At 65.3% G+C, this 25,191-nt stretch carries 27 protein-coding genes; 18 read left to right on the top strand and 9 right to left on the bottom strand.

Annotated elements, in window-relative coordinates; all coding sequences use genetic code 11:
• The first annotated feature begins 9 nt into the window (after positions 1–9).
• Both QYQ99_RS15215 and QYQ99_RS15210 read left to right on the top strand, forming a co-directional pair.
• On the top strand, positions 10–582 hold the full coding sequence (locus QYQ99_RS15215; protein WP_054073811.1) for a 5-formyltetrahydrofolate cyclo-ligase: 573 nt from the start codon (positions 10–12) through the stop codon (positions 580–582).
• A 28-nt stretch (positions 583–610) separates the two neighbouring features.
• A complete protein-coding gene (locus tag QYQ99_RS15210; RefSeq protein ID WP_302088935.1) occupies positions 611–871 on the top strand; it encodes a hypothetical protein in 261 nt (86 codons plus the stop codon).
• A 117-nt stretch (positions 872–988) separates the two neighbouring features.
• On the opposite strand, the gene queC is transcribed toward QYQ99_RS15210, so the two are convergent.
• A complete protein-coding gene (queC, locus tag QYQ99_RS15205; RefSeq protein WP_302088934.1) occupies positions 989–1,753 on the bottom strand; it encodes a 7-cyano-7-deazaguanine synthase QueC in 765 nt (254 codons plus the stop codon).
• Positions 1,754–1,868: 115 nt separating this feature from the next.
• On the opposite strand from queC, the gene QYQ99_RS15200 reads away from it, so the two are divergent.
• The 3 genes from QYQ99_RS15200 (at position 1,869) to adhP (ending at position 5,143) form a co-directional block, all read left to right on the top strand.
• Positions 1,869–2,549, top strand: a complete 681-nt coding sequence (locus QYQ99_RS15200) for a glutathione S-transferase family protein (protein ID WP_302088933.1) — start codon at positions 1,869–1,871, stop codon at positions 2,547–2,549.
• A gap of 59 nt (positions 2,550–2,608) precedes the next feature.
• Entirely contained in the window at positions 2,609–3,871 is a 1,263-nt protein-coding gene (locus QYQ99_RS15195; RefSeq protein ID WP_302088932.1) for a multifunctional CCA addition/repair protein, read from the top strand.
• Positions 3,872–4,108: 237 nt separating this feature from the next.
• Positions 4,109–5,143 (top strand): alcohol dehydrogenase AdhP, encoded by a 1,035-nt coding sequence (adhP, locus tag QYQ99_RS15190; RefSeq protein ID WP_302088931.1) that lies wholly within the window; start codon positions 4,109–4,111, stop codon positions 5,141–5,143.
• A gap of 61 nt (positions 5,144–5,204) precedes the next feature.
• On the opposite strand, the gene trxC is transcribed toward adhP, so the two are convergent.
• Both trxC and QYQ99_RS15180 read right to left on the bottom strand, forming a co-directional pair.
• Positions 5,205–5,639 (bottom strand): thioredoxin TrxC, encoded by a 435-nt coding sequence (gene trxC, locus QYQ99_RS15185; protein ID WP_302088930.1) that lies wholly within the window; start codon positions 5,637–5,639, stop codon positions 5,205–5,207.
• Positions 5,640–5,848: 209 nt separating this feature from the next.
• Positions 5,849–6,049, bottom strand: a complete 201-nt coding sequence (locus QYQ99_RS15180; protein WP_012839950.1) for a DUF2905 domain-containing protein — start codon at positions 6,047–6,049, stop codon at positions 5,849–5,851.
• A 208-nt stretch (positions 6,050–6,257) separates the two neighbouring features.
• Here QYQ99_RS15180 and QYQ99_RS15175 point away from each other — a divergent pair, with 208 nt between their 5' ends.
• Positions 6,258–7,244: a Bug family tripartite tricarboxylate transporter substrate binding protein gene (locus QYQ99_RS15175; protein WP_302088929.1), complete on the top strand. Its 987-nt coding sequence runs from the start codon at positions 6,258–6,260 to the stop codon at positions 7,242–7,244.
• A 20-nt stretch (positions 7,245–7,264) separates the two neighbouring features.
• Here the strand turns inward: QYQ99_RS15175 and QYQ99_RS15170 are convergent, their stop codons facing one another.
• Positions 7,265–8,392, bottom strand: coding sequence for a class I SAM-dependent methyltransferase (locus QYQ99_RS15170; protein ID WP_302088928.1), 1,128 nt, complete (start codon positions 8,390–8,392; stop codon positions 7,265–7,267).
• A gap of 9 nt (positions 8,393–8,401) precedes the next feature.
• Between QYQ99_RS15170 and QYQ99_RS15165 the strand changes: the two genes are divergently transcribed.
• From QYQ99_RS15165 to QYQ99_RS15135, 7 genes are all read left to right on the top strand, one after another.
• Entirely contained in the window at positions 8,402–9,187 is a 786-nt protein-coding gene (locus QYQ99_RS15165) for an SDR family oxidoreductase (RefSeq protein WP_302088927.1), read from the top strand.
• Between the two features lie 25 nt (positions 9,188–9,212).
• Complete coding sequence (locus QYQ99_RS15160) at positions 9,213–9,584, top strand: dihydroneopterin aldolase (RefSeq protein WP_003050921.1); 372 nt, start codon at positions 9,213–9,215, stop codon at positions 9,582–9,584.
• The gene (gene ttcA, locus QYQ99_RS15155; RefSeq protein ID WP_053283233.1) at positions 9,578–10,573 is read left to right on the top strand and encodes a tRNA 2-thiocytidine(32) synthetase TtcA; all 996 of its coding nucleotides are present in this window, start codon (positions 9,578–9,580) and stop codon (positions 10,571–10,573) included. The genes QYQ99_RS15160 and ttcA overlap by 7 nt, the downstream gene beginning before the upstream one ends.
• 82 nt (positions 10,574–10,655) lie before the next feature.
• Positions 10,656–11,372, top strand: a complete 717-nt coding sequence (locus tag QYQ99_RS15150; RefSeq protein ID WP_302088926.1) for a DUF4136 domain-containing protein — start codon at positions 10,656–10,658, stop codon at positions 11,370–11,372.
• A 104-nt stretch (positions 11,373–11,476) separates the two neighbouring features.
• Positions 11,477–11,959 carry a DUF2501 domain-containing protein gene (locus QYQ99_RS15145; RefSeq protein WP_087084422.1) on the top strand — a complete coding sequence of 161 codons (483 nt, stop codon included), beginning with the start codon at positions 11,477–11,479 and terminating at the stop codon, positions 11,957–11,959.
• Positions 11,960–12,311: 352 nt separating this feature from the next.
• The gene (locus tag QYQ99_RS15140; RefSeq protein WP_034373486.1) at positions 12,312–12,953 is read left to right on the top strand and encodes a histidine phosphatase family protein; all 642 of its coding nucleotides are present in this window, start codon (positions 12,312–12,314) and stop codon (positions 12,951–12,953) included.
• Positions 12,937–14,121 carry a DSD1 family PLP-dependent enzyme gene (locus QYQ99_RS15135; protein ID WP_302088925.1) on the top strand — a complete coding sequence of 395 codons (1,185 nt, stop codon included), beginning with the start codon at positions 12,937–12,939 and terminating at the stop codon, positions 14,119–14,121. Before QYQ99_RS15140 ends, QYQ99_RS15135 begins: the two co-directional genes overlap by 17 nt.
• A 122-nt stretch (positions 14,122–14,243) precedes the next feature.
• Here the strand turns inward: QYQ99_RS15135 and QYQ99_RS28475 are convergent, their stop codons facing one another.
• From QYQ99_RS28475 to QYQ99_RS15115, 5 genes are all read right to left on the bottom strand, one after another.
• Positions 14,244–14,609: a phosphoribosyltransferase gene (locus QYQ99_RS28475; protein ID WP_437439039.1), complete on the bottom strand. Its 366-nt coding sequence runs from the start codon at positions 14,607–14,609 to the stop codon at positions 14,244–14,246.
• Positions 14,569–15,012: a hypothetical protein gene (locus tag QYQ99_RS28470; RefSeq protein ID WP_437439038.1), complete on the bottom strand. Its 444-nt coding sequence runs from the start codon at positions 15,010–15,012 to the stop codon at positions 14,569–14,571. Before QYQ99_RS28470 ends, QYQ99_RS28475 begins: the two co-directional genes overlap by 41 nt.
• Positions 15,013–15,019: 7 nt before the next feature.
• On the bottom strand, positions 15,020–16,249 hold the full coding sequence (locus QYQ99_RS15125; protein WP_302088924.1) for a M20 aminoacylase family protein: 1,230 nt from the start codon (positions 16,247–16,249) through the stop codon (positions 15,020–15,022).
• Between the two features lie 3 nt (positions 16,250–16,252).
• The gene (locus QYQ99_RS15120; protein ID WP_302088923.1) at positions 16,253–17,245 is read right to left on the bottom strand and encodes a Bug family tripartite tricarboxylate transporter substrate binding protein; all 993 of its coding nucleotides are present in this window, start codon (positions 17,243–17,245) and stop codon (positions 16,253–16,255) included.
• A gap of 196 nt (positions 17,246–17,441) precedes the next feature.
• Positions 17,442–18,407, bottom strand: a complete 966-nt coding sequence (locus tag QYQ99_RS15115) for a LysR family transcriptional regulator (RefSeq protein WP_302088922.1) — start codon at positions 18,405–18,407, stop codon at positions 17,442–17,444.
• A 104-nt stretch (positions 18,408–18,511) separates the two neighbouring features.
• Here QYQ99_RS15115 and QYQ99_RS15110 point away from each other — a divergent pair, with 104 nt between their 5' ends.
• From QYQ99_RS15110 to QYQ99_RS15090, 5 genes are all read left to right on the top strand, one after another.
• Positions 18,512–19,708 (top strand): CaiB/BaiF CoA transferase family protein, encoded by a 1,197-nt coding sequence (locus QYQ99_RS15110; protein WP_302088921.1) that lies wholly within the window; start codon positions 18,512–18,514, stop codon positions 19,706–19,708.
• Between the two features lie 26 nt (positions 19,709–19,734).
• Positions 19,735–20,961, top strand: coding sequence for an acyl-CoA dehydrogenase family protein (locus tag QYQ99_RS15105; protein WP_302088920.1), 1,227 nt, complete (start codon positions 19,735–19,737; stop codon positions 20,959–20,961).
• Complete coding sequence (locus tag QYQ99_RS15100) at positions 20,958–22,058, top strand: NAD(P)H-dependent flavin oxidoreductase (protein ID WP_302088919.1); 1,101 nt, start codon at positions 20,958–20,960, stop codon at positions 22,056–22,058. Before QYQ99_RS15105 ends, QYQ99_RS15100 begins: the two co-directional genes overlap by 4 nt.
• A 145-nt stretch (positions 22,059–22,203) precedes the next feature.
• Positions 22,204–23,064: a Bug family tripartite tricarboxylate transporter substrate binding protein gene (locus QYQ99_RS15095; RefSeq protein WP_302088918.1), complete on the top strand. Its 861-nt coding sequence runs from the start codon at positions 22,204–22,206 to the stop codon at positions 23,062–23,064.
• Between the two features lie 74 nt (positions 23,065–23,138).
• Positions 23,139–24,941, top strand: coding sequence for a lysoplasmalogenase family protein (locus QYQ99_RS15090; RefSeq protein ID WP_302088917.1), 1,803 nt, complete (start codon positions 23,139–23,141; stop codon positions 24,939–24,941).
• Positions 24,942–25,191: the final 250 nt, after the last annotated feature.

Genomic DNA, 25,191 nt, shown 5'->3' with positions numbered 1-25,191 from the left:
AATTATCCGATGGACAAAGCAGCGTTACGCCGCAAGTTGATTGAACTGCGCCTCAACCTTCCAGATCGCCTGCAACGCGCCGATGCGCTGCAGCAGGTGATGCGCTTTTGGCTGATGGAGCGGCCCGATACCGTGATTGGTGCCTACTGGCCCATCAAGGGAGAGTTCGACCCGCTGCCAGCCCTGCATCGCTGGAAGGAAGATGGTGAGCTACAGGGTACTCCACAAAGGCGCAGGATCGGGCTGCCGGTGATAGACAAACAGCGCAAGACGCTGAGTTTTCACGCCTGGTACCCCGGTTGCCCGATGGAGGAGGACGCCTATGGCATTCCCAAGCCCAAGGATACCGAACTGCTGGTGCCCACGCTGCTGTTTGTCCCCTGCGTAGGCTATGCGGCCGGCGGCTACCGCCTGGGCTATGGCGGCGGCTTCTATGACCGCACGCTGGCCGAGCTGAGCCCGCGCCCGTTTACCGTGGGCCTGGGCTACACCAATGGCTATGTCGATGACTTCCAGCCCGAGGCCCATGACCTGCCGCTGGACGCCATCCTCAACGACAACGGCGTGGTCTGGCCCGTCTAACCTTTGAATCGCTTTGATCGCTTTGCCTATGAATCGTCCCCGCAAGAACATTCCCCAGCGCCGCTACCGCCCGCGCCCCCCGCTGACCGTGATGCAGCTGCCGCTGACTGCGGCAGAGCTGCAGCGGCTGCAAGCCCATATGCGCCGCCATGGCGCGCTCGCCCTGACACCGCGCCAGCACGATGCCATCTGGGACTTTCTGTTCGAGCGCCCGGAAAGCCAGACCTGGCTCAGCCAGATGACGGCGCAGATTCAGGCCGGGCAGATCGCCACACGCCCCGGCGCCTGAATCGGGCCCATCGAAAAAATGCTCCTTATTAAGGAGCATTTACCGCCTTCAATCAAAGGACTTCAGCGCTTTATCAGCCTGAAGTCCTTTTTTATCAAGCGCAAGCAGCTATCAATTTCAAGTTGCGGCCTGACTGGCGCGCCAGTTGTGCCAGCCCGATGCACGCAGCTCGCAGGCCGGGCAGCTGCCGCAGCCATAGCCCCATTCGTGCAGCGCATCGCGCGTGCCCTGGTAGCAGGTATGGGTCTCGGTGCGGATCAGCTCCACCAGATCGCTGCCGCCCAGATCCTGGGCCAGCTGCCAGGTCTGGGCCTTGTCCAGCCACATCAGCGGCGTATCGATGCGCAGCCGGCGCTCCAGGCCCAGGTTCAGCGCCAGCTGCTGGGCCTTCATGGTGTCGTCGCGGCAATCGGGGTAGCCCGAGTAATCGGTCTCGCAGACGCCGGTGACGATCACCGTCAGGCCGCGCCGATAGGCCAGCGCGCCGGCCAGCGTCAGAAACAGCAGGTTGCGGCCCGGCACAAAGGTGTTGGGCAGGCCGTCGGCCTGCATGGCAAAAGCCACATCCTCGGTCAGGGAGGAGCCGCCAATCTGCTTGAGCACATCGAGCGACAGCACATGGTCCTCGCCCAGACGCGGCGCCCACTGGGGAAAGCGCTCAGCCAGTTGCTCGCGCACGCCTGCGCGCACCTGCATCTCCACGCTGTGGCGCTGGCCGTAGTCAAAGCCCAGCGTCTCCACGCGCTCGAACATGGCCAGGGCCTGAGCCAGGCAGGTGGTCGAGTCCTGGCCGCCCGAGAACAGCACCAGCGCGCCCTTGTGGTGACCAGCCCCTGCCACATGCGCGGCCAGGTTTGCAGAAGAAGTCGAAGTATTTGCCATAGTGCTGCGATTACATCATCCGCCGCGCCGCCCCGGCATGACTGTGGAATCAAAACACACAGACCGCCCGCCCCAAGCTTGATAAGCTGCACGGCAAACCACACAGGAGTCCGCCATGAAGCTCTATATCGGCAACAAGAATTACTCGTCCTGGTCCATGCGGCCCTGGGTGCTGATGCGCCAAAGCGGCATCAGCTTCGAAGAGCTCACACTGCGCTTTGACAGCTTTGCGCCCAACTCCAGCTTCAAGCTGCAGGCGCTGGCACTCGCCCCCACCGGCAAGGTGCCACTGCTGGTCGATGGGGGGCTGATCATCTGGGACAGCCTGGCCATCTGCGAATACCTGGCCGAGCGCTTTCCCGACAAGCACCTATGGCCGCAGACCGTGGCCCAGCGTGCCCGTGCGCGCAGTCTGGTGGCACAGATGCACAGCGGCTTCGGTGCGCTGCGCAGCCTCTGCCCCATGAATATCGAAGCCCAGTTGCAGGAGACCGGTGCCCGGCTCTGGGCCGAGCATGCCGATCTGCGCAGCGATGTCCAGCAGCTCGAAGAACTCTGGACCCCGCTGCTGAGCACCGCCAGCGGCCCCATGCTGTTTGACCAGTTCAGCATTGCCGATGCCTTTTTTGCGCCGGTGTGCATGCGCATCAACGGCTACGGCCTGCCAACCTCGGCCCCGGTACGCGCCTATATACAGCGCATCACCCAGCTGCCCGCCACCCAGGAATGGATTCATGCCGCCTTGGCCGAGCAGGACTTTCTGCAGTTCGAAGAGCCCTATCGCCAGCAGCGCTGAGTCCGCCATCCCGCGATTGCGGTATCTGCAGGCCGGCTCGCAGCCACTACCATTGCAGCATGAGTGAATTCAAGGTTTTCAAGGTAGGCGGCGCCGTGCGCGATGCGTTGCTGGGCCTGCCCGTCAACGACACGGACTGGGTGGTGGTCGGAGCCACACCGGAGCAGATGAGCGCGCGCGGCTTCGTGCCCGTGGGGCGCGACTTTCCGGTGTTCCTGCACCCCCAGACCCATGAGGAATATGCGCTGGCTCGCACCGAGCGCAAGAACGGCATGGGCTATCGCGGCTTTGTGGTTCACACCGCTGCCGATGTGACGCTGGAAGAAGACCTGGCGCGGCGCGATCTGACCATCAACTCCATCGCTGCTCCTGCCGACTGGACAGGCAACGACGGCCTCGAAGACCTGGTGGATCCCTATCGCGGCCAGCAGGATCTGAAGGATCACGTGCTGCGCCATGTGACCGATGCGTTTCGCGAAGACCCGGTACGCATTCTGCGCCTGGCCCGCTTTGCGGCGCGCCTCACCGATTTCTCCGTCGCCCCCGAAACCATGGAACTCATGCGCGAGATGGTGGCGGCCGGCGAGGTCGATGCCCTGGTGCCCGAGCGCGTGTGGCAGGAAATCAGCCGCGGCCTGATGGAGGCCCAGCCCTCTCGCATGTTCGACATCCTTCGCGAATGCGGGGCTCTGGCCCGGCTGCTGCCCGAGCTCGACAAGCTCTGGGGCGTGCCCCAGCGCGCCGAATACCACCCCGAGATCGATTGCGGCGTGCATGCCATGATGGTGCTGGACATGTCGGCCCGCTTGCAGGCACCGCTGTCCGTGCGCTTTGCCTGCCTGTGCCATGACTTCGGCAAAGGCACCACGCCGGCCGATGTGTTGCCCCGCCATATCGGCCACGAACAGCGCAGCGCCCGCCTGCTGCTTCAGGTCTGCGAGCGCTGGCGCGTGCCCAACGACTGCAAGGAGCTGGCCGAGGTCGTGGCGCGCGAGCATGGCAACATCCATCGCAGCCACGAGCTCAATGCCGCCGCCCTGCTGCGCCTGCTGGAGCGCTGCGATGCCATACGCAAGCCCCAGCGCTTCGAGGAAGCCTTGCTGGCCTGCGAATGCGACGCACGCGGGCGTCTGGGCTTTGAAGAGGCGGCCTACCCCCAGCGCCAGCGCCTGGGCAATGCCCTGAAGGCGGCTCTGGCCGTGGAAACCGCCCCCGTTGCCCAGGCCGCAGCGCAGCGCGGCCTCAAGGGCAAGGCCATTGGCGATGCCGTGAGCAAGGCGCGCGAGCAGGCGATTGCCGCCTATCTGGAAGGCTGCGCCTAGCAGTGCGCGCGCCGAGATGCTAGCGACAGGGATGGGCACGGCTTGAGTTAAGTCAAAGAAGGTATGCTGCAGCCATTGCACAGTACGGGATGGCTGCGGCGGTTCGCTCCGCCCGAGCCATGCAGCGGGTCACGAAACCTGCTGCAACACCCATGCCATACCGGCATGGTTCTTTGACGGGCAAGTGTCCGGCCCACAGGCCACGGCCTTGCCCTCTTGCTTCAAGGAGGTGCTCTGATGTCCTTACCCCAGACCATGAAAGCCGCCGTGGTGCGTTCCTTCGGGAAACCGCTCACGATTGAAGAAATGCCGGTGCCCCGACCGACAGACGATCAGATCCTGGTCAAGATCGCTGCTTCCGGCGTCTGCCACACCGATCTGCATGCAGCCGAAGGCGACTGGCCTGTCAAGCCTCATCCGCCCTTCATTCCCGGCCACGAGGGCGTGGGCTATGTGGCGGCGGTGGGCAAGAACGTCAAGCATGTCAAGGAAGGCGATCGCGTGGGCGTGCCCTGGCTGCACAGCGCCTGCGGCTTCTGCCGCCACTGCATAGGCGGCTGGGAGACCTTGTGCGAATCTCAGACCAATACCGGCTATTCGGTCAACGGCGGCTTTGCCGACTACGCGCTGGCCGATCCCAACTATGTGGGCCATCTGCCGTCCAACGTGAGCTTTATCGATGTCGCTCCCGTGCTCTGCGCCGGGGTTACGGTGTACAAGGGGCTGAAAGTCACCGATGCCAAGCCCGGCGACTGGGTGGTGATTTCCGGCATCGGCGGCCTGGGCCACATGGCCGTGCAATATGCCAAGGCCATGGGCTTCAACGTCGCGGCCGTCGACATCGATGACAGCAAGCTCGCTCTGGCGCGTCAGCTGGGCGCCACCGTCACTGTCAACGCAAAGACCACCGATCCGGCGGCCTATCTGCAAAGAGAGATTGAAGGCGCCCATGGCGTGCTGGTCACTGCCGTGTCGCCCAAGGCTTTCGAGCAGGCGCTGGGCATGGTGCGCCGCGGCGGCACGATTTCGCTCAACGGCCTGCCGCCCGGCGATTTTCCGCTGCCGATCTTCTCCATGGTGCTCAAGGGCATCACCGTGCGCGGCTCCATCGTCGGCACGCGCCTGGACCTGCAGGAGTCGCTGGACTTTGCGGCTCAGGGCAAGGTCAAGGCCACCGTATCCACCGACAAGCTGGAAAACATCAACGACATCTTTGCCCGCATGCACGAAGGCAAGATCGAAGGCCGCGTGGTGCTGGACATCGCCGCCTGAGAGCCTGACCGGCCTCGCCACGGGGCCGGGTGAGCGGGCCCGGCTCCCGCGAAGCCGGTGCTCAGATCACCGATCGCACCCAGCGCACGATCTCCGAGGCAGGCATTGCCCCGGAGATGCGGGCCAGTTCCTGGCCTTCCCTGAAGATCACCATGGTCGGAATGCTGCGGATGCCCAAGGGTGCGGCGGCCTGCGGGTAAGCCTCGGTATCGAGCTTGGCCAACTGCGCCTGCCCCGCCAGCTGCTGCGCCGCCTGGGCAAAGGCCGGCGCCATCATGCGGCAGGGGCCGCACCAGGGGGCCCAGAAATCCACGACCACCGGCACTTGGCTGCGCCCGGTGTGTCTGGCAAAGCTGTCGTTGTCCAGTGCCACGGGCTCGCCCGTCACAAGAGCCTGGTGGCAGCTACCGCAATCAGGCTGATTGCCCAGCTGCTCTTTGGCGATGCGATTGGTGGTGTGGCAATGAGGACAGACGTAGTGCAGGGATTCGGACACAGGAGCAACCTTTCTAGGATTGACGCAAACAGGAATGCGACAACGGCCTGCCTGCCGAGGCAGTCGCCTTGCCTGAACCCGCTTTGCGTAAGTCGTGCTTTCTTTGGCAATGCCTGACAGTGCCAGCAGGCACTGCTCGGGCTCAGGCTCGTATGTGCAGCCAAAGCCTGCAGATTCAAGTCGGCCGGCCTCAGAACGTGTCTACGACCTCAGAGCTTCACAAAGCGGGCAATCAGCGCCGCCACCACGCTGAGCAGCACGGTGCTGGCCACCGGCAGGAAGAACTCCTTGCCGAACAGGCGAAAGCGGAAGTCGCCGGGCAGACGCCCCAGCCCTATGCGCTGCAGCCAGCCGTGCAGCCCGTTGACGAGCAACAGGGCCAGAAAAATGACGATCAACCAGCGAATCATGAGGCCGCAAGTATAGAGGCCTGCCGTGCTGACGGCCTGAGCGCCCATGCTGGCAGACAGCCATTCCGTTTATGCATGACATGCTTCCCAAAGATTGATTGACCTCAACTCCCCCCTCTGCCCATGATGTCCACGCCCTGCGCCATGCAGGGACCGGGCCCGTGCGTCTGCCGTCAGGGCCCGCGAACTACAAACAACGAGACATACCGTGCCCCTGACCTTCTCACGCAAACAGATTCTTCTGAGCGCAGCGCTGCTAGGCGCTTGCCTGGCCCTGCCTGCTGCCGCCGACAGCTTCCCCAATCGCCCGCTCAAGCTGGTCGTGCCCTTCTCGCCCGGTGGCAATACCGATGTCGTGGCTCGCCTGGTCGGCCAGGGTCTGGCCGAGGCGCTGGGCCAGCCGGTCGTGGTGGAGAACGTCCCCGGAGCCAACGGTGCCATCGGTGCCAGCCGCGTCGCAGCCGCCGCCAATGACGGCTACACCCTGCTGTTCGGCACGGCGGGTACGCAGGCCATCAATCCCAGCCTGTACCGCAATCTCAGCGAGAAAAGCCTGGACGACTTCGAGTACGTCGCTCTGGTGACCTCGATTCCCAATGTGCTGGTGGTCAACGAGTCGAAAACGCCGGTCAAATCGGTGGCCGAGCTGGTGAGTTACGCGCGCGAGCGCCGCGCCGGGATGAGCTATGGCTCGCCGGGCATGGGCTCCACCGTGCATCTGTCGGGCGAGCTGCTCAAGAGCGCCGCCAAACTGGACCTGGTTCACGCGCCTTACAAGGGCAGCGCTCCGGCACTGACCGATCTGATCGGCGGCCAGATTGATTTCATCTTCGAGAACATCACGCCGGCGCTGCCCTTCATCCAGGGCGGCAAGCTCAAGGCGCTGGCCGTGACCTCCGCCGAGCGCCTGCCGCAGCTGCCGCAGGTCCCGACCATGAAGGAAAGCGGCTTTCCGTCCTTTGTGACCGCCACCTGGAACGGCGTGCTGGCCCCCAAGGGGACACCACGAGCCGTGGTTCAGCGCCTGGAAGCGGCCACGCTCAAGGTGGCCAGCAGCCCCGAGTTCAAGGCCAGGGTCGCGGCACTGGGCGGCGAACCGCGCCTGCTCGGCTCAAGCGCGTTCCGCGACTTCACGCGCACCGAGTACAAGCACTGGGGCAGCATCATCCAGGCCGCCAGACTGGAAAAGCAGTAAGCGCACCAGGCACGCAGACGCTATAGCCGGTGCGTGCGGTCGCCCTGCACAAAGCCCAGCGGCGTCCAGGGCTCCACGCCCTTGGACAGGGCAACGACCTTGAACAGCTCGCCCATCTCGTGCTCCATGACCAGCTTGGAGGCCATGGAGCGGGCCTTGATGCCCGCCGCATCGAGCTTGGGCGCAAGTCCGCAGTTGATGAGAAAGTGCGCCTGATTGGTGTAGCCCAGCACGTCGAAGCCCGCATCCTGGGCCGCCACGGCCGTGCCCGTGAAATTGACGTGGGCCGTGATGTCCTTGAGGCCGACCAGCACCAGAGGGTCGTTGTCCACCTGATGCTGGTAGTGGCAGACCAGGGTCCCCATATGGCGCTGTTCGTGGTAGTACTCGCTCTCGCCAAAGCCGTAATCGATGAAAAAAGCGGCTCCCCGGGTCAGGCGCTCGCCCAGGGTGTGGATAAACGCCTCGCCCTGGCGGTGGATTTCGGTCAGAAAGTCATGCGGGCCGCCGATATCCACAGGCGGACGCAGTTCGGTGAGCCGGTCTTCCCAGGCAAAGGCCGCCTCATCACCGTCACCTGCGAGCACCACGCCGCGCTCATGCCATTGGCCCTGGGTGCGCTGCAGCAGTTGCACCGGCATGGCGTCCAGCACCTCGTTGCCGATGATCACGCCTTGCATGGCGTCCGGCAGCGCATCCACCCAGCGCACCAGATGCTCGTACTTGGCCAGCGCCAGCTTCTGGCGCGCGCGCAGCGTGCCCGAGAGATCGACGATGGTGTAGCGCTCAGGCAACGCGCCCTGGGCCGCCAGCTCGTCAAGGATCTGCAGCGCCAGCGCGCCCGTTCCCGCACCGAATTCCCAGATCTCGCGGGTATTCGTTTTTTGTAGCGCTTGCCGCAATTGGGATGCCACCAACTGACCAAAAATAGGCGAAATCTCCGGTGCCGTCACAAAGTCGCTGCCCGACTCCGGCATGGCGCCGAACTTGGCCGTCTCATTGGCGTAATAGCCCAGGCCCGGCGCATAGAGCGCCAGCTCCATGAAACGGTCGAAAGGCAGCCAGCCGCCCACGGCGGCAATCTCCTTGGCAATGCGGGATTGCAAGGCGCTCGTTAAACTTAAGGGTTCTGTCGTCACAACCCGCATTTTCCACGAATGTCCTCACCCGCCCAACCACGCACAGTATTGGTGACCGGTTCCGCCCGTCGCCTTGGACGTGACATGGCCCTGGCCCTGGCCCGCGCGGGCTGGCAAGTGGCTGTGCACTACCGCGACTCCCGCGATCAAGCTATGCAAACCGTAGCTTCTTGCGCAGAATTGGCAGGCGATAGCGCCGCTTTTGATGCAGATTTCTTTGACGAGGAATCGGTGCGCTCGCTGGTACCGCGTGTGGTGGAGCGCTTTGGCCGGATCGACGCCGTGGTCAATAACGCCTCGCTGTTCGAGCATGACGATGCCCAGAGCTTCAGCTATGTGGCCCTGGAAGCGCATCTGCGCAGCAACACGGGCGCGCCCATATTGCTGTCCCAGGCTCTGCATGCCCATGTGCAGGAGCGCGTGGCGGCAGGCGAAGAGTCCGCCCACGGTGCCGTGGTCAATGTGCTGGACCAGAAACTCTGGAACCAGAACCCCGATTTCCTGAGCTACACCCTCTCCAAGGCGGCCCTGGAAGCCGCCAACACCATGCTGGCCCTGGCGCTGGCTCCACGCGTGCGCGTGGTGGGCGTGGCGCCGGGCCTGACACTGACCAGCCATATGCTGAGTCAGGAAAAGTTCGAGGCCCTGCACGCCATGAGCCCGCTGGGCCGCTCCTCCTCGCCCGAGGACATTGCCGCCGCCGTGTGCTTTGCACTGGAGAACCGCTCCATGACGGGCACCACCATGCTGGTGGACGGCGGCCAACATTTACAGCGCTTCGAGCGCGATTTTTCGATGATGTGAGCCCACCGAGGCCGCACCTTCTCTCATGACTTCCACTTCCGGACAACAAATTCTCACGCTCACCGGCCTGCGCTTTGACGCCAGCCTCGGGATTCTCGCGCATGAGAAACAAGAGCCTCAGCCGATCCAGGTCGACGCCGAACTCAACCTCGGCCCCCAGCCCCTGGCTCCGCGCGATGACGACATCCTCCACGTGCTGGACTACCGCAAGGTGCGCCAGATCATCATCGACGAATGCACCTCCGAGCATGTGAACCTGCTCGAGAGCCTGATCGGCAAGCTGGCCCAGCGCCTGCTGCAGCTGCCCGGCGTGCGCGGCGTGCGTGTGAAAATTGCGAAGCTGGAAATTTTTGACGACTGCGAAGTAGCCATTCGCATCGAAACCGGACAATGGTGAACCCCATGAATGCAGTAAACGACAACCCCTGGATTGCCGAAGAGGCAGAAGCCGCCGATGCTGCGGCCGCAGAGAACGCCAACGGCGAAGAAGCCGCCAAGCCCGGCAAGATCAAGATCGAGCGCGAACAGATCAAGCTCGAAAAGCGCCTGTGCCGCGAAGTGGGCAAGGCCATCCTCGACTACAACATGATCGAGGAAGGCGATCGTGTCATGGTCTGCATGTCCGGCGGCAAGGACAGCTACACCCTGCTCGACATTCTGCGCAAGCTGCAAAAGCGTGCGCCCGTGAAGTTCGACATCGTGGCCGTGAACCTGGACCAGAAGCAGCCCGGCTTCCCCGAGCATGTGCTGCCCGAGTACTTCCAGAGCATCGGTGTGGACTACCACATCGAGAACCAGGACACCTACAGCGTCGTCAAGCGCGTCGTGCCCGAAGGCAAGACCACCTGCGGCCTGTGCTCGCGCCTGCGCCGCGCCATCCTGTACAAGGTGGCCGACCAGTTGGGCTGCACCAAGGTGGCCCTGGGCCATCACCGCGACGACATCGTGCAGACCATGATGCTCAACATGTTCTACGGCGGCCGCATGAAGGGCATGCCGCCCAAGCTGGTCAGCGACGACGGCAAGCATGTGGTGATCCGCCCGCTGTGCTATGTGCCCGAGAAGGACACGACACGCTGGGCCCAGTACCAGAACTTCCCCATCATTCCCTGCAACCTCTGCGGCAGCCAGGACGGCCTGCAGCGCGTGGCCGTGGGCAATATGCTGCGCGAGTGGGACAAGAAGTTCCCCGGCCGCATCGAGAGCATGTTCCGCGCCATGGGCAACATCGTGACCACGCACATGATGGACCCCCAGCTGCACGACTTCAGGAACGCCAAGGCCACGGGCATTGCCGATCCCAACGGCGACATGGCCTTTGACCATGAAGAGCTGCCAACCATGGCCGCCCTGCCCGGCGGAGTGCAAGTGGTACAACTGTCCTGAGCGGACTTTTGAACTAAAACCGGACCCTGCAGTCCTATCAAAGGCCCATCTCATGGGCCTTTGTCGTTTCAGAGAAATCATCATGAACCTGCGCAAAACCTCCTTACGCTGGATCGGCCTTGCGGCCCTGACTGCGACGGCTCTGCTGGCCGGCTGCAGCACGGTGCGCGAGGTCAACAGCACGGTGCAGAGCTTTTCCGCACTGAGCACCATTCCCGTGCCGGCCACCTACCGGCTGGAGACCCTGCCCTCGCAGCAGGGCCAGGTGAACTTCGCGGCCGTGGAAGCCCAGGCCCAGCATGCGCTGGCCCGCGTCGGCCTGACGCGCGATGACTCGCACGCCAGCCTGGTGGTGCAGATCAGCGCCATGGCGCGCTATGCGCGCGACTGGGCCAGCTGGCCCTACTACGACCCCTACTGGGGCCCGCGCTGGGGCTGGGGCATGAGCTACGGCCGCGGCTTTGGCTGGGGCTTTGGCGGCGGCATGATGTTCAACGAGCCGCCGCTGGAGTATTACCGCGCCGTGAGCATCGTCATGCGCGATATCAAGACCCAGCAGATCGTCTACGAAACCTCGGCCCAGCGCCAGGATGTATGGACCGACGACCCGGCCATCTTCGGCATTTTGTTCGATGCGGCGCTGACGGGCTTTCCCAAGCCGCCGCAGGGCCAGCGCAACGTGCGCACCGTCATCCAGCCGCCCGGGGCCCAGCCTGCCAGCGGCACGCCGGCGACACCTGCACAGCCCGCCGCACCGGTTGCGCCAGCAGCACCGGCCGCCGTGGCGCCGGCACGTTGATTTGCAATCTTCAACAGTTGCCGGGGCCTGGCGCGTGCTAACGTGCAGCTCGGCTTGAACCGGGGCCTCCTGGCTGGGCCCCCGCCATGAAAAGGATGACTGTCATGAAGAAATTTGCTCTCTCCACCCTGCTTTGCGCCACAGTGGCTGCGGGCTCCTTCAGCGCCCATGCCAGCGGCCTCGGTGACGCCTTGCGCGGCCAGCTGGGCGGCGGCGCAGCCGAGAGCAGCTCCAGCGCCTCGGGCCTGGGCGGCATGCTCGGCGGCTCCGGAGGCTCTTCGGCACTGTCGGCCCTGGGCCTGGGCAACCTGAGCTCCGGCACGGCCAGCAATGCCGCCGGTGTCCTCACCTACTGCATGAAGAACAACTACCTCAACGCCGACAAGGCCGCCCAGGTCAAGAATCAGCTGCTGGGCAAGCTGGGCCTGGGCCAGAAGGAAGAGCCCAAGGACCAGGGCTACCAGAACGGCCTGATGGGCATGGTCACGGGTGCCGACGGCAAGAGCTTCAGCCTGGACAAGGTCAAGAGCAACCTCAAGGAAAAGGCCTGCGACTTTGTGCTGGACAATGCCAAGTCACTGATCTGACACCGAAAGACATGGCGGCCGGCGCTTGAAGCGCAAGTGCCTCAATGCCCAAAGGCCTGCAACCATGGTTGCAGGCCTTTTTTATTGACTGCAGCACCATTTGCCCAGGAAGAAGCAAGGCTTTGCACCGAAATCATCACGCCTCCCGAACTGAGCACTGCCGTCCATGCCCCTGGTCCGCCCTGCCAGGCTGCGCTTTGCAAGCTGGTGATTCGCGCACCAAAGCCCGCTGCGCCTGCCGGATGAATGCCGAGCCTCAAAAGGTCTGTAACAACAGACCGGGGTACAGGCACACTTTGTTTGCAAGACAATGACTGCTCAATAAAACAACCTACGCTGAACGAGCCAAGACATGCACGCCACGCGCATCATTGCCATCCGGCACGGAGAGACAACCTGGAATGTCGATGGACGCATCCAGGGGCATCTGGATATCCCCTTGAACGACACCGGCCTGTGGCAGGCCGAGCAGGCGGCCCAGGCGCTGGCTGACGAGAGCATTGCCGCCATCTACAGCAGCGACCTGCAGCGTGCCCATGTCACGGCGCAGGCCATTGCCCAGAGATCCGGTGCACCTCTGCACACCACCACCGGCCTGCGCGAGCGCTGCTTCGGCGATTTTCAGGGCCGCACCTTCAAGGATGTGGAAGCCACCCAGCCCGAGGACGCCCAGCTCTGGCGCACGCGCAACCCGGCCTACGCCCCGCCCGGCGGCGGCGACTCGCTGCAGGCCTTGCGCGAACGCATCTTTGCCACCGTGGACCGGATTGCGCGCCAGCACGAGGGCGAGCAGATCGTGCTGGTCGCCCATGGCGGCGTGATGGATGTGCTCTACCGCCTGGCCACGCGCCAGGACTTCCAGACGCCACGCACCTGGGAGCTGAGCAACTGCGCCATCAATCGCCTGCTCTGGACGCCTGACGGCCTGTCTTTGGTAGGCTGGGCAGATACCGCACACCTTCAGCAAGGCAGCCGAGATGAAGCACATTCCTGAGCATTTGCAGACCCTTGTCGGCCAGGCCGTCAAACGCATAGACACGCCCGCGCTGGTCATCGACCTGGACGCGATGGACCGCAATATCGAGCGCATGGCCCGCTTTGCCCAGCAGCATGGCGTGCTCTGGCGCCCGCATGCCAAGCTGCACAAGAGCGCACATATCGCCCATCTGCTCGAGCATGCCGGTGCCTGCGGCCACTGCGTGCAAAAAGTCAGCGAGGCCGAGGCGCTGGCCGAGGGCGGCATCACCAATATCTTCATCAGCAACGAAGTCATTGCCCTGACCAAGCTGACGCGCGTGGCGGCTCTGGCCAAGGCACTGAATGCCCAGGGCGGACGGCTGGCCCTGGCCGTGGATTGCGAGGAAGGCATCACGCGGCTGGCGCGGGCCCTGCAGGATGCGCAGGCCGGCGATGCTGCCATGGATGTGCTGGTGGAGATCAATGTCGGCCAGAACCGCTGCGGCGCAGAGCCCGGCGAAGCCGCCCTGCGCCTGGTACAGGCCATTGCCGCCCAGCCCACGCTGCGCTTTGCGGGTCTGCAGGCCTATCACGGCGGCGCCCAGCATCTGCGCAGCGCCGAGGAGCGCAAGGCAGCCATCGACCAGGTGCTCAAGCTCGTCAACCGCACGCGCCACGAGTTCGATCGCGCCGGCCTGGTCATCCCGCTGATCACGGGTGCCGGCACGGGCACCATGGTCAACGAGGCCGCCAGCGGCATCTATGGCGAAATCCAGCCCGGCTCCTTCCTCTTCATGGACGCAGACTACGCCGCCAACCAGCGCGATGCGGCCCAGCCCCTGTTCGAGCATGCGCTTTACGTCAAGACCCAGGTCATGTCGCTCAGCTCCGATCACGCCGTCTGCGACGCCGGGCACAAGGCCCATGCCATAGACTCCGGCCTGCCCAGGCTGCATGCGCTGGCGCCCGAAAACGCACTGCGCTTTGCCAACGGCGGCGACGAGCATGGCGTGCTGCACCCCGATGCCGACGCCGGCAACCACAGCGGCTGGCTGCCCGCGCTGGGCGAGAGCCTGTGGCTGATTCCCGGCCACTGCGACCCCACCGTGAATCTGCACGACCACCTGATCGGCGTGCGCGGCGGCCGGCTCAAGGGCGTGGTCGAGCGCATCTTCACCGTCGACGGGCGCGGCGCGCTGACCTGATGCGCTCTTGCATCGGTCTTTGGATGCTATATAAACAATAGCATTCAGCGCCTTTCATGCAATGATTTCAAGGCATAAACAGTCTGAAATTCATGATTGATAGGCGCCAACAGCTCTCTTTTTTATAGACCTTCAGGCCACCAGCCGTCGGCACGGCGCTCCATGCGCGGGCAGTCGTAGGCCGCAACCACAGGGATGGCGCTGCCATCGGCACGCACCAGCTTTTGCTGCCATTGCGTGCCCTGGCGCATGGCCACGGCAATGGCGGCCACGTGGGCGCCGCAGCGCTCCAGCAGCTTGAGGCCCGAGACCATGGTCGCGCCCGAACTCACGGCATCGTCGACCACCAGCACGCGCTTGCCGGCAATCAGGCCCAGCTGATTCGGGTCGATATAGAGCAGCTTGCCCTTGCCCGGAGTGGTGATGGAGCTGACGGGCTCGGAGAGCTCATCGCGGTACCAGTATTTGCGCGAATAACCCAGGGGCACATAGCGGCTGTGGCCCAGATGCTTGGGGGGGGGGGGGGGCAACCAGCGGGGCAAAGGCCAGACCCAGCGTGGGCAGGCCGATGACCGCATCAAAGTCATGCGCCCCGGCGGCTTGCGCCATGTGCAGCGCCAGCTCCTCCACCACCTCCATCGATGCCTGATTGGCAATCAGGGAGGCCACGCAGCGATCCGGAGCCGAGCCATCGGCCGTGGGCATGCCGCGCAGCGGCAGCAGCAGATAGCGGCCGTCGGGCAATCGGGCCGGGTAGCTCCTGGCATAGGGCGGCAGCGGCGACTGGGTCAGCTCGGCCTCGGTGACGGTGGCTTGCCAGTAGTCGGTCGTGGCATCGAAGCCGGGCAGGTTCTGGCCGCAGAGGTCGGCCACGGATGCAATTTCACTCATACAAAACTCAGTCGCGGCGCAGATAGCTCTCGGCCAGCTTGACCCAGTACGAGGCAGTGACGGGCAGCAGGTTGTCGTTGAAGTCATAGGCCGCGTTATGCACCATGCAGCCGCCCTCGCCCATGCCGTTGCCGACGATGAAATAGTTGCCCGGAACCTGGTTGAGCATGATGGCGAAGTCGTCGCTGGCCTGCAGCGGCTGCAGATCGGGAATCAGCCATTCCTCGCCCAGGAATTCGCGTGCCACACCGACGGCGAAATCGGTCGCAGCCCTGTCGTTCATGACGGGTGGATAACGCCATTTGTAGTCCACCTCGGCCGTGGCGCGGTGCACGGCGGCCTGGGCATGGGCCATGGCCGTGATGCGCTCGCGCAGCTGCTGGCGCACCTCGGGGCAGCGCGCACGGATGGTCACGCGCAGCTCGCAGGTTTCGGGAATCACATTGGGCGCATCGCCCGCATGGATGGCACCGATGGTGACCACGGCCATATCGTTGGGGTCGATCTCGCGCGAGCGTATGGTCTGCAACGCCAGCACCAGATGCGAGGCCACGACGATGGGGTCCACGGCCACATGGGGCATGGCGCCATGGCCGCCCTTGCCGCGGATGGTGATGATGGCCGTGTCAGAGCTGGAATACATCACGCCCGGGCGAAAGCCGAACTGCCCGGCCGGGTAGCCGGGCTCGTTGTGAAACGCATAGAGCGCATCGCAGGGAAACAGCTCGAACAGCCCCTGCTCGACCATCTTCTGCGCGCCGCCATGGCCTTCCTCGGCGGGCTGAAAGATCAGATGGAGCGTGCCCTGGAGCTGGTCCTTGCGCCCGGCCAGCACCCTGGCTGCGGCCAGCAAGGTGGCCGTGTGTCCGTCGTGGCCGCAGGCATGCATCTTGCCGTCGTGACGGCTGGCATAGGGCAGGCCTGTGGTTTCGCGGATAGGCAGCGCATCCATGTCGGCGCGCAGGCCAAGACGTTTGCCGATGTGCTTGCCATGGGCATGCTCGCCGCAGCGCAGCGTCCCCACCACGCCGGTGTCACCCAGGCCACGATGGACCTCATAGCCCCATTCGGCCAGCCTGGCGGCCACGATATCGCCCGTGCGATGCTCTTCGTAGGCCAGCTCGGGATGGGCGTGCAGATCATGGCGCAGGGCCAGCATCTCGGCCGCCACAGCGGCCACTTCGGGCAGCACGGGCGGGTGGATCTCGGCATGCACCGGGTTCAAAGGCGCGGCCATGGCTTATTCCGCCTGGATATTGGCCGACTTCACGATCTGCGCATAGCCGGCTTTTTCCTTCTTCAGGAACTGGACAAAGCTGGCCTGGGTGCCGGAGCCGGGCGTGGCGCCGCCGTCCTCCAGGCGCTTGCGCACATCGGGCATCTTGAGCACGGCATCGAGCTCGGTGGCCAGCCGCGTGACCACGGCCTGAGGTGTCTTGGCGGGCACGAACAGACCCGTCCAGGTGTTGAGGTCAAAGCCCTTGAGTTCGGCCGTCTCGCCAAAGGTGGGCACGTTGTGGATCGCATCGATGCGCTTGGCCGATGTCACGCCCAGACCTTCGAGCTTTTTCTGCTGGATCATGGGCACGGCGCTCACGGTGGTGAGCATGCCCACATCGACCTGGCCCCCCATCACATCGCTGGTGATCTGGGCACCGCCACGGTAGGGCACATGCACCAGCTTGATCTTGGCGCGCTCCTGCAGCATTTCCATGGCCAGATGCAGCATGGTGCCCACGCCCGAAGTGGCGTAGGTCAGCGATCCGGGCTTGGAACGCGCCAGCGCAATCAGCTCGTTCAGATTGTGCGCCGGCAGGCCGGGACGGGCCACGGCGACCACGGGGGCGATGGTGGTCAGCCCCACGGGTGTCAGATCCTTTTCGGCGTCGTACTTGACGGCGGAATTCACCAGCTGGGCAATGCTGATGGGGCCGTCAAAGCCCATGAGCAAGGTGTAGCCGTCGGCCGGGGCCTTGACGGCCTTGCTCACCCCGAGCACCCCGCCAGCGCCGGGCACGTTGTCCACCACGATGGACTGGTGCAGGCGCTCGCCCAGCTTCTGGCCGATCAGGCGTGCCGTGGTGTCCACATTGCCACCGGCGCTGAACGGCACGATCAGCGTGATGGGCTTGGTGGCGGGCCAGGCATCGGCGGCGGCGAAAACGGGAGCGGAAAAACCGACCGCAGCCATCAGGGCGGCGGTCGCGACAAGAGAGCGGCGGGGTATGGACATGTACAGGCAGCAGTGGGTCACGGGTACCTTGCTTGCCGCAGCATGCGGACGGCGGAGTGCCCGTGCAGGCCGGCAGGACAAGACAGCTTGCCGACCGGGGAGATGGGAGAAATTATCGGCTCGCTTCTCGCCCCATGTCATAAATAAAAATACTTAGCAATCAATGCTTACCCCAGAAAACCGCTGATCCACGCCCTCAAAGCACTGCCTGTCGGGCCATCAATGCGCCAGCGGTCTCGGCGACCAGGGCCGCCACCGCCTTGCCCGCCAGAGTGAAAGGACGCTGACTGCTGGTCGCCAGCACCACATGCTGACGAAACACCCGCTCCGCCAGTGCAATAGCTGCGAGGCTGCCACCGGCCAGCTCCTCGCTGACGGCATGGCGCGGCAGCAGCGTGGCGCAGTCGTGGCGAGCCAGCATGCTCTTGAGGATCACCGAGGAGCTGGCCTCCAGGATCACGTTCAGGCGCACCCCCTGTCGGCCTGCCTGCTCATCGAGCAGGTTGCGGATGGCGTTGGGGGGCACCGGCAGCACCAGCGGCAGGCGCTCGAGCGTCTGCAGGGCCATGCTGGCCGGCAGGGCCGTATCCGCCGGCGCCAGCATGCGCTGCAGCACACTCTGGCGGCCCACCACGCAGATCTGCGCATCGGCCAGCTTGCGGTAGCTGTTGCTGCCTCTGGCCCGGTAGCGGTTCAGGATCGCCATGTCGATGCGGCCCTGGCTCAGCGCCACCTCCATGTCTCCGCTGTAGCCCTCTATGACGCGCAGCCGGATCTCGGGAAAGCGCTGCGCCAACTCGCCATACAGCGCCGCGGCCATGAAGCCGGCCACACCCGGCACCAGGCCCAGCGTCACCAGACCGCTGGGCACACCGGTCCGCTCCTTGCCCAGGCGCACCAGCGCCTCGGCCTCGGACAGCAACGCCGAAACGCGCGGCAGCATCTGCTCGGCCAGTGCCGTGGGCTTGACGCCGCGTCCCGTGCGGTAGAAGAGCGCACCGCCCAGCGCGCGCTCCAGCTCGGCAATCTGCCGACTCACGGCCGACTGCGCCAGTCCACGCTCGACGGCCGCGCGTGTCAGGCTGCCGCCCTGGATCGCGGCGGCCAGCGTCCTCAGCGACTTCAGTGTCAGCAGCTCCAGGGCTTCGGTGGCGTGGGTCATGGCAACTTGTGCATCCATCTGAAAGCGAGATATCTGATTCTCATATTTCTGGTTGGCTCGCGGCTAGCGGTTTCCTACATTGACCTTCAGGAGATATGCACACCATGAACGGACCTCTCACCGGACTGCGCGTCCTGGACATCGCCACCATCATTGCCGCGCCCTCGGCCGCAGCCCTCCTGGCCGACTACGGCGCCAGCGTCGTCAAGGCCGAGCTGCCCGGCGCAGGCGACGGCATGCGCGACTTTCCACCACACAAGGACGGCAAGCCTCTGTGGTGGAAAGTGACCAACCGCGGCAAACGCCTGGTCACCCTCGACCTGCGCAAGCCCGAGGGTGCCGCGCTGCTGCTGCGCATGCTGCCTCAGTTCGATGTGCTGATCGAGAACTTCCGCCCCGGCACGCTGGACCGCTGGGGCCTGAGCAAAGAGGCCTTGTGGCAGGCCCAGCCCAGCCTGGTGATACTGCGCACCACGGGCTTCGGCCAGAGCGGCCCCTACCGCGACCGGCCGGGCTTTGCACGCGTGTTCGAGGCCATGGGCGGCCTGACCTACATCAGCGGCGAAGCCCAGGCAGCGCCCATGCACTGCGGCTATCCACTGGCCGACAACGTCGGCGGACTGTTCGGCGCGGTAGGCGTGCTGGCTGCGCTGTGGCGCCGCGCCCGCAACCCCGAGGCCCCGGGCGAGGAAATCGACCTGTCGCTCACCGAGGCCACGCTCAAGCTGCTTGAGTTCCTGCCCATCCAGCACGAGCAGCTAGGCACCGTGTATCAGCGCTCGGGCAATGCCAACCAGTACTCTGCGCCGGCTGCGGTCTACCGCACTGCCGACGGGCAATGGGTATCGCTGTCGGGCAGCACCAATGCCATGTTTGCCAACAACTGCCGCGCCATAGGCCGGCCCGATCTGATCGATGAGCCATGCTTGGCCAGCAACAGCAGCCGCGTGCAGCATGCCCAGGAGCTGAACGGCATCTTCGCGGCCTGGTGCGCAGCACATCCGCTGGCGACGGTACTGGCCGCCTTCGAAGCGGCGCAGGGCACCATCGCCCCGGTCTACGGCATCGACCAGATCGAGGCCGACCCGCACATGCGCGCTCGCCAGGCCCTTTGCGACGTGCCCGACCGGGACTTCGGCAGCGTGCGCATGGCCAATGTCGTGCCGCGCTTTGCCCGATCGCCCGGCGGCATCCGCCACGCCGGCGGTTCACTGGGGCAGGACAACGAAGCGTTCTACCAGGGCGAGCTGGCAATGCCTGCCGCCGAACTGGCCCGCCTGCGCGAGGCAGGCGTCATCTGAGGCAAATCCGAGACAAAGGAGACACCATGTCGATTCCCGAATCCCACCACCCCCTCGTGCGCCTGTCGCCCGATGAAGAAGCCCTGCTTGAGCGCGTGAAAACGCTGGTGGCCGAGCGCATCGGTCCGGACGCCGACCGCGTGGCGCAGCAGGACGTCTTTGCCTGGGATACCTTCCGGCTGCTATGTCGCGAAGGCATCGTCGCCACCGCGTTTCCGCGCGCGCACGGCGGCAGCGAGGCGTCGATGATGCTGCGCGTGCGCATCATCGAGGAAGTCGCGTCTGTGTGTTCGACGGCCGCTTCGCTGATCACAGGCACCGACCTGTCCTCGCGCCCCATCGTGGCCGGCGGCAGCGAGGCGCTGCGCAGCGCGCTGATCCCCGAGCTGGCCAGCGGCGCACGCCAGTCGGCCTTCGCACTGACCGAGCCCGGCGCAGGCAGCGACGTGGCGCGGCTGGGGGCGCACTATGCGCCGGCAGCGCAGGGCGGCTGGACGCTCAATGGCCAGAAAAAGTTCATCACGCGTGCCAACGTCGCCGACATGTTCGTGGTGGTGGCGCGCCAGGCGGACGGTCCCGGCGGCGGCCGCGGACTCAGCGCCTTCGTCGTGCCGCGCGACACGCCCGGCATCACGGTATCGCCGGTGATTCCCAAGCTGGGCTGGTACGGCGTGCCGATCGCGCTGGTCAGCTTCGACGACGTGCACATCGCGCCGCAGCACCTGCTGGGCAAGGAAGGCGAAGGCATGGCGCTGGCGCAGGACACATTGCTGCGCGCACGCATCGGCCACGCTGCGATCGCGCTGGGCCGCGCCGCAGGCGCGCTGCAGATTGCCGCCCAGTACGCCAACCAGCGCCAGGTCTTCGGGCAGCCGGTGGGTGCGCACCAGGGCATCCAGTGGATGGTGGCCGAGATGGCGGCCCAGATCGAGGCCGCACGCTGTCTGGTCTACAGCACCGCGCAGCGCTACGACGCAGGCGATGCCGACGTGGCCATCCATGCATCGATCGCCAAGCTGCATGCCACCGACCTGTGCATGCGCATCGTGGTCGACTGCCTGCAACTGCTGGGCGGCAACGGCTACCTCAAGGCCTTCCCGCTGGAGCGCTTCCTGCGCGACGCCAAGATGAACCAGATCGGCGAAGGTACCAGCGAGATTCACAAGACGCTGATCGGCCGCCATATACTGCAGCGCGCCGCCACGCTGCCCCAGCACCCCTGCCTGGACATGGAGCCGCAGCTGTGGACATGAGCAATGCACTGACCAACGACCTGTGCCGCCGGCTGGGCATACGCCTGCCCATCTTTGGTCTGGCCCACCGCATCGAAGTGGCCGCCGCGATCTCGCGGGCCGGCGGGCTGGGCGTCTATGCCGCTGCGCGTGACGGCCCGCAAGAGCTGCAAAGGAAGCTGCGCCAGCTGCGCGAACTGTGCCCCGACCACCCGGTGGGCGTGGACCTGCTGCTGCCCACCGGCCTGCCCGAACACGACGACCGCGCAGCCGTGGCTGCCGCGCTGCCGCAGGGGCACAGGGATTTCGTGCAGGGCCTGTTCAGGCAATACGACGTGCCGCCAGCCACCGAAGGCAACTTCTTCTCGCAGTACGTACGCTCGCAAAGCCTGTTCGAGGAGCAGGTGGACGCCATTGCGGACAGCGATATCGAGGTCTTTGCCGCCGGCGTCGGCACACCGATGAAGGCGCTGGCACGCATCAAGGCGCGCGGCCTGCACACCATCGCCCTGGTCGGCAGCGTGCGCCATGCGCAAAAGGCGATCGCAGCCGGGGCCGACATTCTGGTGGCCCAGGGCTATGACGCGGGCGGCCACACAGGGCCTATCGGCACCTTCACGCTGGTGCCGCAGATCGTGGCTGCAGCCCAGGGCCGGCCCGTCATCGCGGCCGGCGGCATCGGTACCGGGGCGCAGGTGGCGGCCTCGCTGGCCCTGGGCGCACAGGGTTCATGGCTGGGCACGCTATGGCTGGGCACGCGCGAGCACGAGATGCCGCAGGCGCTGGCCAAGAAGCTGATCGCGGCCAGCAGCGAAGACACGGTGATCACGCGCGCCCACAGCGGCAAGCCCTGCCGCGTGCTGCGCAGCGCGTTCAGCGACGCCTGGGCACAGCCCGGCGCACCCGAGCCACTGTCCATGCCCTACCAGCAGGCTCTCACCGGCGATCTGCTGGCAGCGGTGGAGCAGCACCAGATCGGGCCGCTGATGTACGAGGCCGCAGGTCAGAGCGTGCACTGGCTGCGCGAAATCGAGCCCGTGGCCGCCGTGATGGACCGCCTGGTGACCGAGACACTCCAGGCCCTGCAATCAATGGCGGCTTACATCGCCGCAGACTGAGGAGAGCGTCATGGATCGTCGGCAGTTCAATCTCCACGCGCTGCTCGCCGGCGCATCGGCCGGCCTGGGCCTAGTGCCAGGGCTGGCGCGCGCCTCCGTTGCGCCCGGACCGGGCGGCTATCCCGAGCGGCCGCTGCGCGTCGTCGTGCCCTATCCCGCAGGCGGCGTCGTCGACGTAGTGCTGCGCGCCGTCTGCGACCCGCTGTCCAACGCGCTGCCGCAACGCATCGTGGTCGACAACCGCCCGGGCGCCGACGGGCGCATCGGCATCAATGCGGTGTCCAAGGCAGCGGCCGACGGCTATACGCTGCTGGCGGCGTCCCCGATTCTGACGACGGCCGAGCACCTGATGCCCGACAGCCAGCTGCGCAGCAGGGATTTCGTCGGCATCTGCGGCATCGCTGCCGCGCCGACGGTGTTCGTGGTGCACGACACGGTGCCCGCCAGGACGCTCAAGGAGTTCGTCGCACTGGCTGGCGCCAGACCGGGCGAGTTCAACGCCTCCAACCCCGGCACCGGCAGCTCCATCCACCTGGCGCAGGAACTGCTCTTCGAGCGCACCGGCATCCGCTTGACCAACGTGAGCTACAAGGGCCAGCCGCCGGCGCTGCTGGACCTGGGCTCCGGCCTGCTGCAGTTCGCGCTGATCTCGCAAAGCCTGGTGCTGCCGCTGATCCAGGCCGGCAAGGTACGGGCTCTGGCTGTCAACGCCGCAGCGCGCACGCGCTCGCTGCCCGAGGTACCCACCATCGCACAGGCCGGCTATCCCGATCTCCTGGTGCAGTCCTGGTACGGCATTGGCGCGCCGGCGAAGACGCCCGCGCCGGTGGTCGAGTGGCTGAACCAGCAGTTCCAGCGCGCGCTGGCGATGCCTGAAGTGCGCGCGCGGCTGGCAGCCACCGATGCGGAAATCATGGCGCTGGATGCGGCACGCTTTACCGAGCTTATCGCCGAGGAGACCAGGCGCTGGGGCGCGTTGATCCACAAGCGCGGCATACGGTTGTGAGCGCCCGCGCCAAGCGCTGCAACTAGGGAAGATGCGAGGCGCCGCGCGCCGCGCCCTGCCCACAATCGATGGCCATGCTCTCCCCCAGCCAAGTCATCGTTCTGGCCACGCCGGTCTTTTTTGCATTGATTGCCGTGGAATGGGTCATCAGCCTCAGGCGCGGGCGCAATGCCTATGCGCTGGCCGATGCCATCAGCTCGCTGAACCTGGGCGTCCTGAGCCAGACCAGCGCCGTCTTCACCAAGCTGCTGACGCTGGGCATCTACACCGTCGTGGCCAGCCATGTGGCGCTGATCGAGGCCGATGCCTTCTGGCTCAGCCTGCCGGGCTGGCTGCTGGCCCTGCTGTTCTACGACCTCTGCTACTACTGGCTGCACCGCATGGGTCATGAAGTGGGCGTGCTCTGGGCCGCCCATGCCGTGCACCACCAAAGCCAGGCCTACAACCTCTCCACCGCGCTGCGCCAGACCAGCTCCGGCACTCTGCTGGGCTGGATCTTCTATCTGCCCATGGCCCTGGCCGGCGTGCCGCCACTGGTGTTTGCCGTGGTCGGGCTGATCGATCTGCTCTACCAGTTCTGGGTGCATACCGAGCAGGTCAAGAAGCTGGGCTGGTTCGACCGCTGGTTCTGCGCGCCCAGCAATCACCGCGTGCACCATGCCGTCAACGAGCGCTATCTGGACCGGAACTACGGCGGCATTCTCATCGTCTGGGACCGGCTCTTCGGCACCTACAAGAGCGAGGACGACGAGGAGCCCTGCGTCTACGGAACGCGCGGCCTGCTCAAGAGCTGGGACCCGCTGTGGGCCAACTTCAGCGTCTACCGCCAGCTGGCGCATGACAGCTGGCACGCACGCAGCTGGATGGACAAGGTCAGTGTCTGGTTCAAGCCGCCGGGCTGGCGGCCGGCCGATGTGGCGCAGCGCTTTCCCAGGCCCGCCTTCGATCTGGACGAGCACCGCATCATCTACTCGCCTCCCATGAGCACTGCGCTGCGCTGGTTTGCCGGCCTGCAGTTTGCGGCGCTGGTTGCGGGCACTTCGGTCTTTCTCTGGCATGCCGACCAGTCGCCGCTGGCCACCAATCTGATCTGGTTCGGCGTGCTGCTCACCGGGCAATGGGCTCTGGGCGCAGCCATGCAGGGACGCATCAGTCTGTGGCTTGCGTTGATGCTGCAAAGCGGTGCACTGGCAACGGCCACAGCAGCGCTCGGTCTGCAGCCATGGCATTGGCTGTTCAAGCCTGCCACCATGGTTTTTGCTCTTATATGCATAGCTTCTTGCGCAAGTCAGACATCAAAAACGATACAAAACCTACCTAAGATTCATGTCCACCTGCTGCTGGCAGCTATTGTTTTTTCCCTTTCAGGCGATGTCTTCCTGATGCTGGACGGACAGCTGCCAACCAGTCTGTTCATTCCCGGCCTGGTCAGCTTTTTATTGGCCCATATCTGCTACGTTGCGCTGTTCAGGCTTGATGTGGCCTGGCTTGCCGACCGCAGCGCACTGCTGCTGGTGGCCGCGATCGGCGCCGCCATGTATGTCTTTCTCTGGACCCATGGCCTGCCCGCCGCACTGCGTCTGCCCGTGGCCGCCTATGTCGGCGTCATCGCCCTGATGGCGGCACAGGCCTGGGGACGCTATCGTCAACTGCGCAGCCGCGCCGCACTGCTGAGCGCCCTGGGCGCCAGCTTTTTCATGCTCAGCGACTCCATCCTGGCCATCAACCGTTTTGTGCAGCCGCTGCCCTGGTCGTCAGTGAGCGTGCTGGGCAGCTATTACGCCGCGCAGGCCCTGATCGTCTGGGGCTGTGCGCGCCAATGGGCCGAGCCCGCAAGCCGCCAGGCCCCGGCGCAATTGCAACTGAAAGCCACCTAGGGTTGACCCTGGGCCCGGTCTGGGCCGATAATCGGCGGATCGCAATTTCAGGAGTCCCCACGTGGACAGTGCCAGTTCAACCAGTGATTTATCGCACGCCGCAATGGCTGCGAAGCTGGCCGACTGACAGACTCCCCCGGATCGGGAGTCGTCATCGACCACCCCGCATCCCTTGCCCCGCGCCCCTCGCAACTTGCTGTTTGGCTTCCCGACGTTCGGGGCGGCCTGCCGTGCACAGCACGGATAGTGG

It is taken from the genome of Comamonas testosteroni (genome assembly GCF_030505195.1).
Lineage (GTDB): Bacteria > Pseudomonadota > Gammaproteobacteria > Burkholderiales > Burkholderiaceae_C > Comamonas > Comamonas testosteroni_G.
This window is presented reverse-complemented; position numbering and strand designations above follow the sequence as displayed.